Origin of the sequence: Lactobacillus kullabergensis (genome assembly GCF_000967195.1) — a bacterium.
In the GTDB taxonomy this organism is placed as follows: Bacteria; Bacillota; Bacilli; order Lactobacillales; family Lactobacillaceae; genus Lactobacillus; species Lactobacillus kullabergensis.
In genome coordinates, this window is sequence record NZ_KQ033871.1 from 1,453,920 (window position 1) to 1,473,149 (window position 19,230).

Annotated in this window: 16 protein-coding genes and 2 tRNA genes; 2 read left to right on the forward strand and 16 right to left on the reverse strand. The window is 35.9% G+C overall.

Features of this window, described 5'->3' with window-relative positions:
* Window positions 1-714: 714 nt before the first annotated feature.
* Together JF76_RS07430 and JF76_RS07435 are read right to left on the reverse strand one after the other, a co-directional pair.
* Window positions 715-788 (reverse strand) — tRNA-Pro (locus JF76_RS07430).
* A gap of 43 nt (window positions 789-831) precedes the next feature.
* A tRNA-Gly gene (locus JF76_RS07435) sits at window positions 832-903 on the reverse strand.
* Window positions 904-1,098: 195 nt separating this feature from the next.
* On the opposite strand from JF76_RS07435, the gene JF76_RS07440 reads away from it, so the two are divergent.
* Entirely contained in the window at window positions 1,099-1,917 is an 819-nt protein-coding gene (locus JF76_RS07440; RefSeq protein ID WP_045928463.1) for a DUF2785 domain-containing protein, read from the forward strand.
* A gap of 85 nt (window positions 1,918-2,002) precedes the next feature.
* Here JF76_RS07440 and lysS read toward each other — a convergent pair whose 3' ends face one another.
* The 12 genes from lysS to pth form a co-directional block, all read right to left on the reverse strand.
* On the reverse strand, window positions 2,003-3,544 hold the full coding sequence (gene lysS, locus JF76_RS07445; protein WP_045928464.1) for a lysine--tRNA ligase: 1,542 nt from the start codon (window positions 3,542-3,544) through the stop codon (window positions 2,003-2,005).
* Window positions 3,545-3,561: 17 nt separating this feature from the next.
* Window positions 3,562-4,581, reverse strand: coding sequence for a tRNA dihydrouridine synthase DusB (gene dusB, locus JF76_RS07450; RefSeq protein WP_045928465.1), 1,020 nt, complete (start codon window positions 4,579-4,581; stop codon window positions 3,562-3,564).
* Window positions 4,582-4,694: 113 nt separating this feature from the next.
* Window positions 4,695-5,321, reverse strand: a complete 627-nt coding sequence (locus tag JF76_RS07455; RefSeq protein WP_052697096.1) for a histidine phosphatase family protein — start codon at window positions 5,319-5,321, stop codon at window positions 4,695-4,697.
* A gap of 116 nt (window positions 5,322-5,437) precedes the next feature.
* Window positions 5,438-7,018, reverse strand: a complete 1,581-nt coding sequence (locus JF76_RS07460) for an ATP-binding cassette domain-containing protein (RefSeq protein WP_045928466.1) — start codon at window positions 7,016-7,018, stop codon at window positions 5,438-5,440.
* Between the two features lie 70 nt (window positions 7,019-7,088).
* Window positions 7,089-7,964, reverse strand: a complete 876-nt coding sequence (gene hslO / locus JF76_RS07465) for an Hsp33 family molecular chaperone HslO (protein ID WP_045928467.1) — start codon at window positions 7,962-7,964, stop codon at window positions 7,089-7,091.
* Between the two features lie 47 nt (window positions 7,965-8,011).
* Complete coding sequence (ftsH, locus tag JF76_RS07470) at window positions 8,012-10,270, reverse strand: ATP-dependent zinc metalloprotease FtsH (protein WP_084600349.1); 2,259 nt, start codon at window positions 10,268-10,270, stop codon at window positions 8,012-8,014.
* A gap of 86 nt (window positions 10,271-10,356) precedes the next feature.
* A complete protein-coding gene (gene tilS / locus JF76_RS07475; protein WP_045928468.1) occupies window positions 10,357-11,613 on the reverse strand; it encodes a tRNA lysidine(34) synthetase TilS in 1,257 nt (418 codons plus the stop codon).
* Entirely contained in the window at window positions 11,603-11,968 is a 366-nt protein-coding gene (locus JF76_RS07480) for a S1 RNA-binding domain-containing protein (RefSeq protein WP_045928469.1), read from the reverse strand. Before JF76_RS07480 ends, tilS begins: the two co-directional genes overlap by 11 nt.
* Window positions 11,968-12,345 carry an FtsB family cell division protein gene (locus JF76_RS07485; RefSeq protein WP_045928978.1) on the reverse strand — a complete coding sequence of 126 codons (378 nt, stop codon included), beginning with the start codon at window positions 12,343-12,345 and terminating at the stop codon, window positions 11,968-11,970. Before JF76_RS07485 ends, JF76_RS07480 begins: the two co-directional genes overlap by 1 nt.
* 75 nt (window positions 12,346-12,420) lie before the next feature.
* Window positions 12,421-12,663 carry an RNA-binding S4 domain-containing protein gene (locus JF76_RS07490; protein ID WP_034981430.1) on the reverse strand — a complete coding sequence of 81 codons (243 nt, stop codon included), beginning with the start codon at window positions 12,661-12,663 and terminating at the stop codon, window positions 12,421-12,423.
* Window positions 12,664-12,673: 10 nt separating this feature from the next.
* A complete protein-coding gene (gene mfd / locus JF76_RS07495) occupies window positions 12,674-16,168 on the reverse strand; it encodes a transcription-repair coupling factor (RefSeq protein WP_045928470.1) in 3,495 nt (1,164 codons plus the stop codon).
* A 2-nt stretch (window positions 16,169-16,170) separates the two neighbouring features.
* Window positions 16,171-16,737 carry an aminoacyl-tRNA hydrolase gene (gene pth, locus JF76_RS07500; RefSeq protein ID WP_045928471.1) on the reverse strand — a complete coding sequence of 189 codons (567 nt, stop codon included), beginning with the start codon at window positions 16,735-16,737 and terminating at the stop codon, window positions 16,171-16,173.
* Window positions 16,738-16,959: 222 nt separating this feature from the next.
* On the opposite strand from pth, the gene cbpA reads away from it, so the two are divergent.
* Window positions 16,960-17,667, forward strand: a complete 708-nt coding sequence (cbpA, locus tag JF76_RS07505) for a cyclic di-AMP binding protein CbpA (protein WP_034981438.1) — start codon at window positions 16,960-16,962, stop codon at window positions 17,665-17,667.
* A 54-nt stretch (window positions 17,668-17,721) separates the two neighbouring features.
* On the opposite strand, the gene alr is transcribed toward cbpA, so the two are convergent.
* Together alr and acpS are read right to left on the reverse strand one after the other, a co-directional pair.
* Complete coding sequence (alr, locus tag JF76_RS07510; protein WP_045928472.1) at window positions 17,722-18,849, reverse strand: alanine racemase; 1,128 nt, start codon at window positions 18,847-18,849, stop codon at window positions 17,722-17,724.
* Window positions 18,850-18,851: 2 nt separating this feature from the next.
* Window positions 18,852-19,205 (reverse strand): holo-ACP synthase, encoded by a 354-nt coding sequence (acpS, locus tag JF76_RS07515; protein ID WP_045928473.1) that lies wholly within the window; start codon window positions 19,203-19,205, stop codon window positions 18,852-18,854.
* Between the last annotated feature and the right edge of the window lie 25 nt (window positions 19,206-19,230).

The window sequence follows — 19,230 nt, forward strand, 5'->3', positions numbered from 1 at the left end:
CCACTTAAATAATATAGTCGAGTTAATAACTCGGCTATTTTTATGCAAAAAAATCGATAGATAATGAAATGATATGAAACATAAACTGAATGTAAAACAACAAAAGTTTTGTGATGAGTTCAATTAGGAGTAGCAATGCAGCAAAAACCCGTTTCAGCTATTGGGGGAATGTTCTGTTGAAAATGAAAACCTTAAAAAACCAAAACGTTTTTCCTTAAAGCAAATTTAGTCTAAAGTAAAGGCTTAAAAAAAGTTGTAGTACACAGAATAGTATTGCAGCTTATTTTAGTAACTTAAATGAAGGGTTAAGATTCATACTTTTTTGAGCTCTAGTAAAATTGTCAATAAACTCATCAATCGCTGTGTGCTTTAAATAGTAATAGCATAATTGTTTATAACCAATATTCTCCACTTATATCACGATTGAGTTTATCAAGTATATAGACTCCAATTAAAACTCTTTTTTGATTTTCTGAACATCTTTCAAAGGACTTATCATCCCTCTAAATTACCGATGTATCAACGCCTTTTACTATGAAACTATTCTATTAGCTAAATATCTAAGATTAGCCCACTTGCACGTCTGCTTAAAAATATGAAGTCTAATATGAAGTTTTTTAGCTCATTTTGAGCTAGTTTCAGAAAACTTGAAAAAACAAAAATGCCTTTATACCAGCGTTTAAGCCATCTGATATAAAGGCAAAATCTTCTTTATCGGGAAAACAGGATTCGAACCTGCGACCTCTACGTCCCGAACGTAGCGCTCTACCAAGCTGAGCTATTTCCCGTTTATTAAAAAAACTCACCGCTTTTGGTGAGTCTTTTTTCTAGAGCGGAAGACGGGATTCGAACCCGCGACCCCCACCATGGCAAGGTGATGTTCTACCACTGAACTACTTCCGCAAGACAAATATCATTATAGCAAACCAATCTCATTTTGCAACCTTTTTTAGTAAAATAAATCCGTAAAATAAGTATTTTAACGGGAAAGCTTGCCTTTTGAGAGTTTCTAAAACATAATTGCTAGTAAAAGGTAGTATTCTGTTATACACAAATATGAAATCATATCACTGTCAGATAAAAAGGAGGGTTACAGAATTGCAAAAAGAACTGGAAAAACTTGTTAATTTAGATTCTGGTAAAATCACTTTTGATGATAGTCAAATCGACTATATGTTGCAAAATATCGGAAACCTTGACCCACATCTTCGTGATGATGTTGTTTATACGCTTTTTGCTCGTGGCTTTTTTGAAAATTCATTTACTTCAAAGCAGAAAGCAAAAATTTTTGCCAATTTTATCAATTCAAAAAATCTGTTTAAGGGCATCGATCAGCCAGAAAACGATTTAATTTTTCTCAGAACATTCAGTGCATTACTGGGTTCCCTAATTTTAGATGACGATAAAAAGCATTCAATTTTAAATGCGACCGAACGAAAAACTCTTTTTAACTGGAGTATTTCCTATTTGAAGGAAGAAAAAGATTTCCGCGGTTATGTTAAAGATAAAGGCTGGGCTCACAGCGTTGCTCATGGTAGCGACTTTTTAGGCTCTACTTTAAGTCATCCAGATTTTACAACAAATAATACTGCTGATATTTTTGCCATAATTGAAACGGTTTTTCAAAATATGCAAGGACCGTTTATTGATGATGAGGAGCAACGGTTAGCTTTTGCCTGTTTTGAAGGCGTTCATTTCGGTAAAATACCGACTGCTGAGTTTAATTCGTTTATTAACTGCTATAACGAAAAAATTTATCAGCAGCTCGCAGAAAATGATCGCATCAGCTGGTATCGATTAAGTTCCTGGCTCAAATTACTTCAAAACTGGTATTTTTATTTTTCAAACCAGTCTGTTAAAGATAATCTACTTTCGAAAATAACTGCCTATAACGAAAAAATGGGTTATACATTGTAGGAAAACTAAAAAAGAATCCCTAAAGAAGGATTCTTTTTTAGTAGTGTCATTAGCTTTGCTATAGTGCTAGCAAAACGATTAATTATTATTTGCTCTTTTTCTTCAAATCTTCTTTAACTTCCCGATCAATGTCTTCGACCCTCTCAGGACGCATAGTTGGGAAAAGTAACACATCCCTAATAGCAGGCGCATCAGTCAGAAGCATTACAAGACGGTCAATTCCGATACCCAATCCACCTGTTGGTGGCATGCCGTACTCCATAGCACGCAAATAATCTTCATCAATCATATCAGCTTCATCGTTTCCGGCTTCACGTTCTGCCATTTGCGCTTCAAAACGTTCACGCTGGTCATCTGGATCATTTAATTCAGAAAAGGCATTACCATATTCTTCGCCCATGATGTAGATTTCAAAACGATCAGTGAAGCGTGGATCATCGGCATTTTTCTTAGCCAATGGTGAAATTTCAACTGGATGACCATAAACAAATGTTGGGTCAACAATTGTTTCTTCACAATACTTCTCAAAGAAAGCATTGATGATATGACCCACTTTCCAGAAACTTTCAACCTTAATATCGTGGTCTTCAGCAATCTTAGTAGCTTCTTCAACGCTCATCTTTTGCCAAAAATCAACACCAGTCTTCTCTTTAATCATATCTACCATATGAACGCGGCGGAAAGGCTTACCCAAATCAATGTTTGTACCCTGATAAGTAACTTTACCATCTTCTGATACAACTTTGGCAGCTGCACGAATGATTCCTTCTGCTTCATCCATAACATCATGGAAATCCCAGTAAGCACAGTAAGTCTCAAGTTCAGTAAATTCAGGGTTATGGTGAGTATCAAGGCCTTCATTTCTGAATACCCGACCAATTTCGTAAACTCTTTCCATATCACCGACAATCAGACGCTTTAAAGGTAATTCCAAAGCAATTCTCATGTACAAGTCAATATCTAAAGCGTTGTGATGAGTAATAAATGGCCGTGCTTCGGCACCACCTGGAATATTGTGCAGAACGGGAGTTTCAACTTCCAAAAAGTCCTTACTATTCAAATAATCACGGATAGCTTGGATAATTTTAGTCCGATTTACAAAACGCTCGTAACTTTCACGGTTAGTAATTAAATCAAGATAACGTTGACGATATATTTGTTCAACGTCTTTTAAACCATGATATTTTTCAGGCAATGGCCGTAAAGCCTTAGATAAAAAGGTAACATGAGTTGCGCGAATCGTTAACTCACCGGTATCAGTTTTCATAACTTCACCGTCAATGCCTAAGAAATCACCAATATCGGACTTCTTAAAGATCTTATAATTGTCTTCACCGACAATGTCCTTACGAACATAAATCTGTATTTTGCCTGTCCGATCATAGAGATCCGCAAAACCGACTTTACCTTTACCCCTTTTAGCCAGCATTCTGCCAGCAATTTTGGTCTTAGGCAATTCTTTATTTAGCTCGTCTTTATCATCTTGAGAATATTTTTCATTCAAAGACCGCGCTAAGTCTTGCCGATCGAACTTTCTCATTCCAAAAGGTTCGATGCCATTTTCTCTTAATTCGTCTAATTTTTGGCGTCGAACGATTAATTGGTCATTCATTTCATTTTTAGCCAATTACATTTCCTCCATTATTAATTAACTTCACTTCTGACAGCCCTTTGTTTTTGCCTTTTTTCATAATCATCAACGAAATTGTCAAGCAAATTATAAACTTCTTGTGCCGTCCAAACCTCATTTATTTTAGCACGAGTACGTGCAGAACGGGGAACTCCCTTTAAATAGTAGGCTGCTTGCTGGCGAAATTCAGGAACTGCAATCTTTTCCCCTTTTAATTCAACTAAACCTTTTAATTGGTGTTTAGCTGTAGCAACCTTTTCACGGACAGTCTGCGGTTTGAGTTTCTCACCGGTTTCTAAATAGTGCACCATATTTTTAACTATCCAGGGATTGCCCAAGGCTGCCCGACCTATCATAACTGCAGTTGATCCAATCTCATCCAAAGCTTTTTTAGCTAATTCCGGCGTCGTTATATCACCGTTAGCCACAAAAGGAATGTCAAGCACTTGAGCTACATCGTGCAACGTTTCCCAATCAGCTTCTCCCATGTACATTTGCTTACGGGTTCTGCCATGCATTGCGATCATGCTGGCACCGGCTTCCTGAGCAGCTAAAGCATTTTCTACTGCAAAAATATGCTTGCGATCCCAGCCAATGCGCATTTTGACAGAAACTGGTTTTTGCACATTTTGGACAACTTTATGTACCATTTGGTAAATTTTATTAGAATCAAGCAGCCATTTAGATCCCGCATCTGTTTTCGTTACTTTAGGAACCGGACATCCCATATTAATATCAATAATATCAGCAGCAGTATGTTGGTCAATATATTGTGCTGCTTCAAGTAAAGTATCTTCAGTACCACCAAATATTTGAATACTCATAGGATGTTCTTGCGGGTTAACCTTCATCATTGACATAGTTTTCTTATTACGATAAATAATGCCATGATCTGAGATCATTTCACAGACAACTAAACCAGCCCCAAATTCCTTACAAATCATTCTAAAGGCAGAATTTGACACTCCAGCCATTGGCGCCACCACAACACGATTGGGAATAGTTATATCACGAATTTTCCAACTGTTATCCACTAAATCACCCTTTCAAAACACCATAATATCTTAACAAAAAGGATTCTATAAGCAAAATTCATGGTACTTTTCGTAACAAAAAGTTAACCCTTGATATCTATATAAATCTTTAATTACTTTTCGATAAAAAATTTTCCAGGTGCAACTCTATTATAATAACGCAAAAACGGTTTTTGGCTAGCTTCATCAACTGAAATATTAATTACACCAGCATTTTGTATTTCACCAACCAAAGTTATTTTGGGGATGCCTAAAACATTCTGAACCAATGAACGTGAAGCTGTTCCGTGAAAGACTAATAAAACTGACTCGTCTTTGTGATTATTGATTAAGTCATGCCAGAAATCCATTAATCTATCTGCCAAATGTTGGTAAGTTTCTCCTGAACAATAATCACTATAGTTTTCTTTAAAATAGCCTAATTCATCAAATACTTGCGGATATTTAGCAATTATATCATGTACATCTTGACCATCCCAGTTGCCGTAATTCATTTCAGATAATCTGTCATCAACAATAATTTCATGCTTGCCATGGTTTAAAATTTTTGCAGTTTCACGGGCTCTTTTTAAAGGGCTGCTATATACACAATCAATTTTATTAATGTCAAAACTGTCTCTTAAGTTTTCAGCCTGCTTTTTACCTTTTTCATTCAGTGGTAGATTTGTTCCTGACCCGTTAATACCAAAAGTTTTATTAGTATCTGTTTGGCCGTGACGAACAATATACACATTCAGCATTTAATTTTCTCCTTTACTTTTCATTCATCTCTTTCATTATAGCAAAATTGGTACTGACCGCATCTTTAATCTTAAAAAAGCCTAAAAACTATAATTTTATTTGGTTGATACTTAAATTAGTCTTTTTTTAGATTAACAACTTCATCATAATATTTCAATTCTGCAAAACGGTGTACAACACTAATTATTGTGACATTAGGCAAATATTTCTTTATCATTCGGTAAACAATAGCAATAGTATTTTCATCTAAATTACTAGTAAATTCATCTAACAGTAATATTTGCGGTTTCGAGATGATTGCCCTTAAAAATAAAATTTTTTGTTTTTCGCCACCAGAAATTTTATTTTTAAAATCTCCAGGTGTTTTGACCGTCAAGTCCTTTTCAGTATGAATTAACGTATTTAAATTGACTTCTTCAATCAATTTAAATACTTCTTTAACGGCAACTTTATTATTTGGATAACAAATATTTGCCATAATTGAGCGGTTAAATAATTGTGTACTTTGAGGCAAATACATTAAATCTGGCTGCTTAGCAAAAGGCAAAATAATTTGCCCGGATTGTGGTTGATAAAAACCAGTCAAGAGTTTAAGCATAGTACTTTTACCAGTTCCATTTGGTCCTACTAATGCGGTCATTTTTCCTTTTTTAAATTCTAAATCCAAATTTTGGAAAACGTCTTGCTTATTTTTATAGGAATAGCTGATTTGCTTAAAAGCAATTGTTTTTGCATTTTGATCAAACTTAAAAGCTGACAAATTTTTAGTCGCATTTTCCCCGTATTCCAGTTCCGACAGACCAGAACGAATTCTGTTGAGAAATTCTTCAATCGCTAAATACTGGGTGCCAAAACCAGACAAATTAACAATAGAATATAACAGAATCAGGATCAAAGAGAGTGCCTGATTTTCTTTAGTGCCAATTAAAAATTGCCCTAAAGCCGTAATAATGCAGGCCAAAATCACAATTAAAAATTGCTGGAACAGAGAAGCCTCGTTAGTAATTTTTTGAACTTTGATAAAAGTCTTTTGTTCATCATTCAAGATTTTATCCATATTCTGTTCTTCAAAGTCTTTAGAATTAGTTGCTAAAATCGTTTCTATGTTACTGTAATAATCAATGATATATTCATTGACTTTTGAAGCACTTTTTAATGATGCCGCAACATTATCCCTATTTTTTCGCGCCATCCACACCGAAATCAACATATAACTAACAAAGAAAAATAAATATAAAAAACCCACAAAGATATTTTGTATACTTAACATTATTGTGTACATAATAAGCATAACAGACATTTGCACTACAACTCCAAGTCCGGATTGCTCCAACTCTCGACATGCAAATGAAACATCTTTAATGTAGCTTTGAACCTTTCCTACCGGTTTATCAGAAAAGTAGCTAAAAGGCTTATTAACAACTGACTCCCATAAAATTTGTTTAGAAAACTTTCTTACAGCTTGAATAAATGAATTATTACAACTATTTATTAACGGCATCATCATCAAAGAGACAGCCATGGCGAGTACTAATAATATTTGACAATTTGTGCTTAAATGGGCCTGAAATAATTCAGTAATCAAATACGGTTGTGCAAAATACACGGCATAGGCAAGAAAAAGAAACACGCAAAAAAGTGCTATTTTTGGTATTCCAATTCTATTAATTACCTGTCGTAGATATTTCCCAACCATTTTTCTTTCCTCTCAAAATTCTAACTAAAATAAATCAAAACATATTTATCACTAATACGACAATAACTTATTATTTAATTTTAGTCAGAATAGTTTTTAATTCATTTTCTGTGTAGTGGTATTTATTGCCACAAAAACTACAAGTCAGCTCAGCTCCGTGATCTTCATTTATCATGGCTTCGATTTGACTTTTCTTCATTGTTGCTAAAATCTTACCATATTTTTCCTTAGAACAATCACACTTGAAGGCAACTTCATCTTTTTCTAAAATCTTACAGTCATCGCCTAGAATCATAGCTGCCAATTTTTCAGGAGTCAAACCATCTAAAAATGCCGTAGAAAGCGCAGGTAAATTGTTGATGCGATCAATAGTTTTCGTAATTAAGCTATCTGTTGCACCAGGCAATGCTTGTAGCATGAATCCACTTGCTTCACCGATAGTATTATTAGGATTAACAAATACAGATAAACCAACAGCGGAAGGTATTTGTTCTGATTTTGTTAAATAATAGGCAATATCTTCAGCAATTTCACCGGAAACAATAGGTACTTGACCCGTATATGGTTCCTTTAAGCCCAAGTCTTTAGTTACTTCAAGCCAACCTTCGCCAACTGCTTTTTTAACGTCAATATGACCATTCTTTTTTGGTGGTAATGCAATGTGAGGATTTTTAACATAACCCTTCACAGTTAAATCTGATTTGGCTGTCACAATCGTGGGACCCACGGGTCCATTGCCTAATAGTCTGATAGTCAGTTCTTCCTTATCGGTAAGTTCTGCTCCTGCTAGTAAAACTCCTGCTATTAAACTACGTCCAAGAACAGCAGAAGAAGCTGACCAAGTGTCATGGCGAGTTTGTGCCTCTTGAACCAAACCTTTGGCAGTTATTGTTAACAGACGCAAGTTTTTTGATTTATCAATTGCTTTAACTAAATAATCATTCATTTTATTCTCCTAAAAAAATAGAGCCTAATTGTAGGCTCTATTAAATATTACTCTTGAGGATGATCATTTTCACTAGGTGACTGATCGGTGTCATTAGAATTTTGCTTTCCTGTAGAATCTTCATTTTTAGATTCTGAAGAATTTAACTCATGCTCTTTTTCTTCTTTATCTAGCTCTGATTCTTTTGGAAATTCATTCTTTTCTGGATTCTCAGGATTACTTTCCTCTGCTTCTTCGTTCTTTTGTGCAGGTGATTCTAAAGAGTTATCTCTTTCTTCCTGTGCTTTTTCAGAATTTACGATATTCTTTTTCTGAGAATGATTTTCTTTCTTTTCAGCAGCAGCTTTAGCCTCTTCATAAGTTGAAGCCTTCGATTCGCTAGGATATTCCTGCTCAGTTTTTTCTGGCATCTTTCCAGTTGTGTAAAGAGACATAATCTGCTTTTCATCTAAAGTTTCATACTTAAGCAGAGCTTCAGCAATAATGCGATGTTTTTCGCGATTATTTTTCACAATCTCAACTGCTTTAGCGTGAGCTTCGTCAAGTAGCTTCTTAACTGCTTCATCAATTTTGGCAGAAGTTGCTTCACTATATGGTTTAAAGCCATACGGATTGGTTTCGCCTTCTTTTTCCAGTTCTACCATTCCTAATGAGTCGGTCATTCCGTAATTAACTACCATACTATGAGCAATTTGTGTTGCTTGCTCGAAGTCGTTAGAAGCACCTGTTGATTGATCACCAACTACCACTTCTTCACCGGCACGGCCACCCATTAAACCAACGATTTGTTCCATTAACTGTTTCTTGGTTAGCAGGAACTGGTCATCTTTAGGCAACATCAAGTTATAACCACCTGTTCTGCCATGGGGAACAATAGTTACTTTACGTACCGTTCTTGAATCACTTAAAACTAACCCGCAAATAGAGTGACCGGCTTCATGGAAGGCAACTCGACGCCTTTCTTTTTGAGAAATCAAGCTATTTCTCTTGGCAGGACCCGCAATAACGCGATCTTCTGCTTCATCCAAATCAGCAGCAGTAATATTTGTGCCATTACGTCTTGCCGCAAGTAGAGCGGCTTCGTTAAGTAGGTTGGCCAAGTCGGCACCGACAAAGCCTGGCGTCTGGCGAGCAATTTCCTTTAAGTCAACATCATCAGCCAGAGGCATGTTTTTGGCATGAACACGTAAAATAGCTTCACGACCGCGAACATCAGGAGTTCCAACCAAGATTTTTCTGTCAAATCTACCCGGCCTTAGTAAAGCCGGATCTAAGACGTCGGAACGGTTAGTAGCTGCAATAACGATTACGCCTTCGTTACCTTCAAAACCATCCATCTCAACTAACAACTGGTTTAAAGTTTGTTCACGTTCATCATTGCCACCGCCACTGGCATTGCCGCCACGTCTACGCCCAATGGCATCAATTTCGTCAATAAATATAATACTTGGAGCATTTTTCTTAGCATTGGTAAACAGATCACGTACACGACTGGCACCAACACCGACAAACATTTCAACAAAGTCAGAACCTGAGATTGAGAAGAATGGTACATTCGCTTCGCCCGCTACGGCACGAGCAAGCAACGTTTTACCAGTACCCGGAGGGCCCTCAAGTAAAACACCCGAAGGAATTTTAGCACCAAGCTTAGTAAATTTAGCTGGGTTCTTTAAAAACTCAACTACTTCTACTAATTCCTGTTTCTCTTCTTCTTCACCAGCAACATCAGAAAAACGAACTTTATTTTTCTTGGGATCCTCAGGTTTTACATGAGAGCGCCCAAAGTTCATAATGCCGCCATTACCGCCTCGGCCACCGCCGCTTTGACTGACCATCATCCAAAGCATCACAATGAAAAGAATAGTTGGCACCAGCATCACAATTGTGGAAATCCAGTTACCAGACTGTGACTCCCCTTGAGTCGTCATCTTAGTGCTGCTCTTTTGAGCTAAATCCTGAACTTTAGACACGCTTGAATCGTTTTGCAACATTGTAGTTGAAAAACGTGATACTTTTGAGCCTGAATTGCCATTAAAAAAGTCAAAACTGTTTTTTGACTGGCTTTTACTTTCCTGTGTTTCCTTATAACTACCTGAAACAGTATAAACACCATTTGCAGGTTGAATGTTAAAATTCTTAACTTTTCCCTTGCGCAAATCACTGACAAATTCAGAGTAGCTGATATTTTCACTGCTGCCAGAATTATCTGATCCACCAAGTGCCCAGTTGATTCCTCCTAGTAACAAGAGAAAAACAACTATATAGAAAAGACCATTTGAAAACAGCCGATTCCGGTTATTTTTCATAAAAAACCTCCACAAAGTTTCTAGAGATATACGAATAAAAGTTTATCACAAATTTAGGTTGCGCTCTAATAATTTAAAATTTCTTATTAAATGTCTTCATACAAAAAGTAATTTGTCTCATTAGAACTGACCATTTGATTAGAGTATGTTCTTTCAATAAAAACGACTTTATCACCAGCATAAATAGTTAAGCAATAGGGGCGCAATATATTTGGAATGCTACTTTGAGCAAATTTTTTCTTACTCCTTGCATGATTGCCATTTTGTAATAACAATTTTGTTCCGGGTCTGATTGAACCTACCCTAATTTGTTTTTTATTTTCTGCAACAAATTGACCAATTAACTTTAGGGACTCTTCTGATTTAAGTGAAAGCAAAAATTTACGATTATTAAAAGAAAACTTTTGACCCACATTGACTTTTTGGGTTATCGGCAAAGCAGGTAATTTATTAAAAAGATAAAAAAAGCCTTGATAAACAATTAAAGTGAAATTGGCTAAATCCTTATTAACGCGTTCATGCCACTTATGCCAAATAAAGTTTTGCCAAAATGCAGTTTTTTCTTCGTTGCTCAAATCTTCTAAAGCACTTATTTCTAAACGGTAGGCTATACCTAAAAAAGGTTCCGGTTGCTTTAACTGAGCAAAACTGTTATTTGCTATTGCAGTTAACAAACTAACTTGTTGGCTAAATCTGAGAGCATTACGACCAACTTGCTTGTTTTCCTTTTTGAGCAATGGAATCACATGGTGACGCAGCTTGTTGCGCAAAGTATCATCTTCATTGTTAGTCTTGTCAATCACATAAGATATTTGCCGCTTATGATCGTATAACAATAAGTCTTCTTTTTTCTTACTTAAAAGTGGTCTTAATAAAGTCATACCTTGAATTTTGCTAATTGGCTTTAAACTGTTCATTTCACTAGGATAACCAGAGCGTATAAACTTAAGCAAAATATTCTCAAGCAAGTCATCCATATGATGGGCTGTTAATAAATAATCACCCTGATTTTGCTGCATCACCTTCACCAAAAAATTGTAGCGATACTTTCTAGCAGCAGCTTCTATCCCGGTAACAGGATGTATATTTTGAGGCCAAATTTCATTAACTAACTGAATATTTTTATTCTTACAGTATGCAGTAATTACTTTTTCCTCTTCCAAAGAATCTGACCTGAGCTGATGGTCTAAATGAGCTGATATCAACTTAAATTGACATTGTTTCTTTATTTGATAAAGCAGATCAAGCAGGGCTAAAGAATCTGGTCCTCCACTAACAGCAACAACGAGAGTTTTGTCGATTAGTGGCAAATGATTTTCTTTAAAAAAGTTATCAATTTGCATAACTAACCAAGTCTTTTTCTAATTTTTTTATTTCTTTTTTAGCATCAGATACTGTTTTAGACAACACCATGGTAAATTTTTCTTTTTTAGTGTCGGAAAAAGAATTAGTATGATCAATTAAATCAGGATCATTAACTCTCATTTTGGAGAGACCAATTTTACCCTTATAGTTATGAATAATCACTACTCTTATCTGCTCACCAACATGATAATTGCTTTTTTCACGTAACCAATTATTGCCAAAATCACTATGATGAACTAATCCCGTCTTATGATGAGAAAGCGTAACAAAAATGCCTAAGTCACTAATGTTATTAATAATTCCTGTCACTCTCTGTCCAACTTGGTATTTCATTAATTATTATTTTTTCCTTCAGGTAAATTGTAAATTGTTTCGTTTGGTTTAGAATACAAAAACTTGAACCGTACCAGTTTAGCCACGTAATCAGGATCTTTTAAATCGTTTCTTTTTGATATTAAAACTTGCTTTTGATTGTTTATTTTTTTAAGAGCCTTTTTAGAAGTTTGTACTTGACTATTAATATGCTCAGTTTGAGCATGAGTAACTCCAATTTGCACGCCTAAAAATGCGAAAATAGCCACAAAAACTGCGATAATACGATTGCGCCTAACACGATGTACTTCTTTTGCTCTTTTTTCCTGTTTACGTTTCAGACGAGCAACCTGCTCTTCCGGACTAAGTGAATTATATATCCGTGGACCGTTCATAATTTTGACCTCTATTACCAAAACAAATACTATTTTAATTATAACAAGACCACTTATAAATGTCATTAAAGATAAAAACTAATTTATCAATTCGTATAATTCACTTGCTTCAGCTTTTTTCGTAGTTTCTTTAATAGCACAGACTTTTGCTTTGACTTCTTTCGAGCCATATCCAACTTCAATAATATCTCCAATTTTGACATCATAGCTGGACTTAACTACATGATCATTTACCTTGATTCGACCTTGGTCAGCCATTTCTTTAGCTATTGGACGCCTTTTAACTAATCTTGAAACTTTTAAAAATTTATCAATTCTCATTTCTTTCTCCTTATTTTTGTATGATATCACTGACTGCTGACATAAATGTTACTAAATTAGCAAATAGTTGCCGGTGATTTATGTTTTCGGGTAATTCCAGCAATACAACTAGTCTCTTAACTGGAGAGAGACTGATTTTAACCTTATATGATACATGTTCTAGAGCTTTGAAAATATTTGGTCCCTGCAATTCACTAGATGCTTCTTTAGCAAACTCAACTTTTACTTCATGATCATTAACTTTAGTTATGTTACGTGCTTGAGCCAAATCTGCTTCAGCCTTTAGCTGTGAAACAGCTAGCAGATTTTCAACTGGCTCAGGATAATTGCCAAAACGATCAATTAATTCATCTTGAATTTGTTCGATATCATCAGTACCAGCCGTTTTGATCTTTTTATAAAACTCTATTTTTTCCTCCTGATCGCTAATGTAGTCATCAGGAATATATGCTTCGAGTCCTAAATTGATTTCAGCATTGCTTTTTTTGACTTTCTTTTTACTTTTACGGTTTTTAATTGCATCAGACAGCATTTGAGAATACAAATCGTAACCTACGCTGTCAATAAAGCCATGCTGCTGTGCTCCTAACATATTGCCAGCTCCACGGATTGCTAAATCTCGCATGGCAATTTTAAAACCAGAACCCAGTTCAGTAAAATCGCGAATCGCATCCAACCTTTTTTCACCGACTTCAGTTAAAACTTTATTAGGCTGGTATAAAAAATAAGCATACGCTAAACGAGCACTGCGTCCGATTCTGCCACGCAATTGATACAGCTGACTTAAGCCATAATGATCTGCATTTTCAATTAACATAGTATTGACATTAGGCATATCAATGCCAGTTTCGATAATTGTTGTGGTAACTAAAATATCAAATTCTCTGTTTAAAAAGCGATACAATATATCTTCCATTTGATTTTTGCTCATACGGCCGTGGACACTAACAATTCTAGCACTTGGCATTAGATTCTCTAATTCTGTTACTACGTCATCGATGTCACCGATATGGTTATGCAGGTAAAAAACTTGACCACCGCGCGCAATTTCCCTCATACAAGCTTCCTTAATTACACTCGGTATTTGTTCCATCACGTAGGTTTGAATAGGATAACGATTAGATGGTGGGGTTTCCATGACTGACAAGTCTCGTACGCCAATCATTGACATGTGCAAAGTCCGTGGAATTGGCGTTGCAGTCAAGGTTAAAACATCAATATTTGCTTTCAGTTCTTTTAGCCTTTCTTTATGCTTCACGCCAAATCTTTGTTCTTCATCAACAATGAGCAAGCCTAAATCTTTGAATTTTACATCTTTTGAAAGCAAACGGTGCGTACCTACCACTAAGTCAATCTTGCCTTCTTTCAAGCCTTCCGTTATCTTTTTAGCTTCAGCAGGGGTTTGAAAACGGGAAAGTACAGCATAATTAACGGGAAAATTTTTAAACCTGTCCTGAATCGTTTCATAATGCTGTTGCGCCAAGATTGTTGTAGGTACTAAAAAAGCCACTTGCTTGTTATCTTCTATTGCCTTAAACGCTGCTCTTAAAGCAACTTCTGTTTTTCCAAAGCCTACATCCCCCACAAGCAAACGATCCATCGGCTTTTCCTGCTCCATATCGTGCTTAATTTCTTTAATTGAGCGCAGCTGATCAGGCGTTTCAACATAAGGAAAAGCATCTTCAAACTGTCGCTGCAGGTCATCGTCTTTTGAAAAAGCAAATCCCTTTTCTGATTCTCTTTTTGCATACAAATCAATTAAGTCATCGGCTATGTCTTCAACTTTAGATTGTACTCTGCTTTTTGTCTTGGCCCACTCACTACCGCCAAGTTTATTGACGTGAGGCCTCTTGCCCTCTGAAGCAACATATTTTTGCACCAGTTTCAGCTGATCTGCTGGAACAAATAATTGATCACCATGCTGGTAAGTAATGGTAATATAATCTCTTTTTACACCATTATTTTCTAAAGTTTTTATTCCTTCAAAGCGTCCAATTCCGTGATTAACATGAACAACATAATCTCCTGGTTTTAATTCAGTATAACTCCGCAGTCTTTGAGCATTCTCCATAGTTTTGATTCTTCTACTATGGTGAGTTACCTTATTAAAAAGTTCTCGCTCAGTTAAATAAACCAGGTTATTATTAGGTAAACTAAAGCCACTGGTAAAACCGCCAACGGTAATTTGAGTTTGATTTTCTATTAAATCGTTTGACTGTACAACAGGGACATCCATGCCAAACTCAGCCATTGTCTGACTAATTTGTTTAGCTCTTTTGTCGTTATCAGCTTGTAAAATTACTGTCTGCCTTTTTTTCTGATATGACTCAATTTCAGACTTGATTAAGGGCATTTGGCTGAAAAATTGCTGAGGTTCCCTAGTCTGCCAATCAAATAACTGTCCTAGTTTTACACGGCCAATACTGCGCTGAAATAACGAGAAATAGATATGATTATGTTGGTCTTGCGACCAATTTTCATGAAAATCACTGCGCAATTCTTGTCCTGGAATCATTGCCCCAGTTTTTAATTCATCATCAATAAAACCGGCGTTTTGTTCATCTACAGACTTAACAGCCTGTTCAATTAAAGGCCAGTCATCCAGCATCACTATGCCAGAATCTGACAAATAATCTAATAAATTCTTAGGTTCAGCTATTAAAAAGTCAGTCAAAAAAGCATAATTTTGTGGTAAAGACCCATTCTCCAAATCATCTAGGGATTCTGCAAAATGATTATTAACATCTTTTTCAGGTGCAGGAGAATCTGCTATAGCTTTTCTTATCTTTTTTGCTGCTTGTTTAAAATTATTAGCTGAAAAAACTCGATCTTGGGCGGCAGTTACAACTAATTGGTCAATTTGTTTTTGACTACGCTGACTAGCTAGATCAAATTCCTTAATGGTATCAATTTCGTCACCAAAAAATTCAATTCTAACTGGATTTTCTCTATCAAGAGGGTATACGTCTAAAATGTCTCCTCTTAACGCAAACTCTCCTGGTTTAGCGACCAGATTTTCGCGTTGAAACCCCACCTGCACAAGCCAGCTGGTCAGTTCAGCCAGGTCATATTCATTCTCTGGAGCGAATTTGCGTCTTGCTGCCTCATATTTTTCCGGAGCAGACAACTTGTATTGCAATGCTTGTGGCGTAGCAACAACAATGCCCGGTTTTTGACTTAGTAAAAAATTAATTGCTTGAATGCGGCTGCTTAATTCGTCAGGTGAAGTGACAGCAGTTTGAGTTGCAATTGATGCGTCAACCGGAAAAATTTGTACACTCTCCTCAGGCATAAGAGCATCTAATTCAGTGTAAATTTTTTGCGCTTTATTTTCGTTTTCCTCCAGCAAAATTAACGGCTTACTCAAAGTCTTTACTATTTGGCATAAGAGCAAGTCAAAAGCACCGGCATTTGCTCCGGTGATTAAAGAATTTTTTACTTTGCTAACATTGGCAATAAAATTTATCAGATCATGATCTTTTTCTATAATATTTGTTAAACGCATCTTTAATTATATTTGTTCATTAAATACTGTGAGCTTTTTCCAGCAATAAAGTCAGCTATAACTTTACTTGCAGTCATAAAAGCTTCATCCATCAACTTTTTTTGCTCAGTATTAAATTGTGATAAAACCCATGAAACGACGCTGGCTTCTGTAACATTATTTGGATGTCTAATACCAATTTTCAGCCTGTTAAAGTCGTTAGTGCCCAGATCACGTATAATACTTTTAATACCATTATGACCCCCAGATTTGCCATTTGCACGGATGCGGATTTTCCCTAAAGGCATGTCCATATCATCATGAATAATCAAAATATCCTGTGGATCTACTTTAAAAAAGCGGGCAAATTGCGCAACAGATCTTCCTGAATCATTCATAAAAGTTTGTGGTTCCAGCAAGATAACATCAGCGCCAGCGATCTTTTGCTTCGTATACTTTCCTTCGAACTTTTCTCTTTCAAGGCTTAAGTTATTTTCTTGTAAATAATGGTCTAAGGCCATAAAACCGGTGTTATGTTTTGTTCCATTATATTTTTTACCTGGATTGCCTAGTCCTGCTATAATTTTCATCTAATTTCCCCTTATTTTTTATCGTAATAATGATAGCACAATCAACAGATTTAATTTTTTCAAAGACTATTACACTTTGATTTCATTAACTAATTTAGCTTTTTAAATTGTTCCGCAAGTGCTAAAATCTATCTGAATAGTTATTTTCCTTTCATATTTATTTAATCCCTGATTTGTTTATGATATAATTGTTGGGATTATTTTTACAACGGAGGCAGTTTCATGCTTATCAAATCTTTAGTTAGAAAAAAAGATTATTTAACTACAGTTAACGAACACGCTACGCTTGAAGAAGCATTAAAAATTCTGGAGGATTCTGGGTTTAGATGTGTACCGATTTTAGATGATACCGGCACTATTTTCCGCGGTAATATTTATAAAATGCACATTTACCGCCATAAATCTCAAGGTAAGGACATGAGCCTGCCAGTTACGTATTTATTAAAAAATGCTACGAAAACTATCAAGGTTAATTCACCATTTTTTAAAGTTTTCTTCACAATTAAGGATTTACCTTACATTTCGGTTTTAGATGAAGAAAATAAATTTTATGGCATTCTAACTCACTCGAAATTACTTGGTATGTTATCAGAGGCTTGGAACATAAAAACAGGCTCCTACGTACTTACTGTTTTAACTGATGATTCACAAGGAAATCTGGCAAAGATGACTAAAATCATCAGTAAGTTTTGTGCCATAGCTGGTGTAATGAGTCTTGACGCATCTACAGCCGGTGAAACAAACAATGCTGTGAGACGTATCTTGTTTACATTACCGGCAGGACTTACTGAAGATACCTTAAAAGAAATTGTTAGGCGGCTTGAACGTAAAAGTTATGTAGTTGCTGAAATTGAGGATCTTCAAGCTGGAATGACACTGATGAGCGATGAAAATCCTGGTGTTTATATCAATCAAGAAGATAACAATTAAATATCATCATTATAAAAAGCACATCAGCTTGATGTGCTTTTTGCTTACCTGTTATTAATTATAGTATTTCCGCGGTAAACGATCATCCAGTAAACAGGCAACTTCATAATGAATAGTGTCAACATAATCTGCTGCTTTTTTGATACTGTTTGGTGCATCTGGGTCATTTGAAATCAAAACTACTTTTGTTCCTACTGGCTTTTCATAAGGCAATTGCACCATCAATTGATCCATGCACACTCGACCAACTATGGGACAATACTCAGAACCCACCTTAAGTTTGAAACCCTGAAATTTACGAATAAAGCCATCAGCATATCCAACTGGTACCGTACCAATAATTTGATCTTTATCAGCAATGTATGTAGAACCATAACCCACTCCCTGTCCCTTATGAATGGTATGAACCTGCACCAGCTCACTAACAAAGGACAATGCCGGTTTTAATTTAATTACGGTCTCTAAATCAGGACTTACTGGATTTGATGAAGGATTTAAGCCATAAATGCCAATACCAAAACGCACCAAATCACTGTGAACCTTCTTATCAAACACACTGGCTGCAGTGTTATCAACGTGAATCCATCTTGGCTTTAATTTCAACAAACTTTTAAAATGATCAAATCGGTCAACTTGGCTCTGAAAGTAGGTATCATCACTGCTGTCTGCAGAAGCAAAATGGGTAAACATTCCTTCAACGTTAAAATTCGGATTATTCAGCAAAAAATCGTTTGCAGCAATAAACTCTTCATCTTCGCTAAAGCCAATGCGACCCATGCCAGAATCCACCGCTAAGTGAATTTTTAATTGCAGGTGGTTCTGACTTAGTTCTGGTTCAGCTCCTTGCAGCCATTTTAAATTCGGAACTGTCAAAGAAATACCATTGACAGCTGCTAGCGAAGCGTACTTTTCAGGAGTCACGCCCAAAACTAAAATTGGCTGGACTATTCCAGAACGCCTTAGTTCTAACGCTTCGTCTAAAATAGCAACGCAAAAACCACTGACACCAACTTTAACTGCTTCTTGAGCAACTCGTACTGCACCATGACCGTATGCATTTGCTTTAACTACAGCAAACAGCTTTTGATCAGGTCTTAAATGTTTAATTTCTTCTTTAATATTTTGTCTGATTGCAGCTAAATCAATATATACTGCTGCAGGTCTGTGAATTCCAGGAACCATGTTTATTTCTCCAAAACAATTAATGTAACTATTTCATGCCGATCATGAGTAATACTGGGGAAAATCTTGCCGTTAAATTTAGTCGATGTCGTGACGGGATGCCCTAATTCATCCCACAATGTTTCTATATCTTGCAAGCCAATACCTTTGCCGAAACCTGTTCCGATAGCTTTGACAAAGGATTCCTTGATAGAAAAGCGACCTCCCAAATATTCAGCCTTACGTCTGCCTGAGAGTTTTTGGTACTGCTCAAACTCCTTAGGAGTTAATACTTTACGAGCAAAATTATCTCCTTTAGCAATAATTTTTTCTACACGTTCAACTTCAACAGCATCAATACCGACTCCAACGATCATTTAGTTTTCCTCTTAATATCAAAAA

Excerpts from the sequence above, each read along its gene's own strand:
- alr (WP_045928472.1), bottom strand. The coding sequence starts at position 18,849 with ATGGTTCCTGGAATTCACAGACCTGCAGCAGTATATATTGATTTAGCT.
- ftsH (WP_084600349.1), bottom strand. The coding sequence starts at position 10,270 with ATGAAAAATAACCGGAATCGGCTGTTTTCAAATGGTCTTTTCTATATA.
- acpS (WP_045928473.1), bottom strand. The coding sequence starts at position 19,205 with ATGATCGTTGGAGTCGGTATTGATGCTGTTGAAGTTGAACGTGTAGAA.
- JF76_RS07480 (WP_045928469.1), bottom strand. The coding sequence starts at position 11,968 with ATGAAATACCAAGTTGGACAGAGAGTGACAGGAATTATTAATAACATT.
- pth (WP_045928471.1), bottom strand. The coding sequence starts at position 16,737 with ATGAAAATTATAGCAGGACTAGGCAATCCAGGTAAAAAATATAATGGA.
- JF76_RS07460 (WP_045928466.1), bottom strand. The coding sequence starts at position 7,018 with ATGGTTGGGAAATATCTACGACAGGTAATTAATAGAATTGGAATACCA.
- tilS (WP_045928468.1), bottom strand. The coding sequence starts at position 11,613 with ATGCAAATTGATAACTTTTTTAAAGAAAATCATTTGCCACTAATCGAC.
- JF76_RS07455 (WP_052697096.1), bottom strand. The coding sequence starts at position 5,321 with ATGCTGAATGTGTATATTGTTCGTCACGGCCAAACAGATACTAATAAA.
- JF76_RS07490 (WP_034981430.1), bottom strand. The coding sequence starts at position 12,663 with ATGAGAATTGATAAATTTTTAAAAGTTTCAAGATTAGTTAAAAGGCGT.
- cbpA (WP_034981438.1), top strand. The coding sequence starts at position 16,960 with ATGCTTATCAAATCTTTAGTTAGAAAAAAAGATTATTTAACTACAGTT.
- mfd (WP_045928470.1), bottom strand. The coding sequence starts at position 16,168 with ATGCGTTTAACAAATATTATAGAAAAAGATCATGATCTGATAAATTTT.
- hslO (WP_045928467.1), bottom strand. The coding sequence starts at position 7,964 with ATGAATGATTATTTAGTTAAAGCAATTGATAAATCAAAAAACTTGCGT.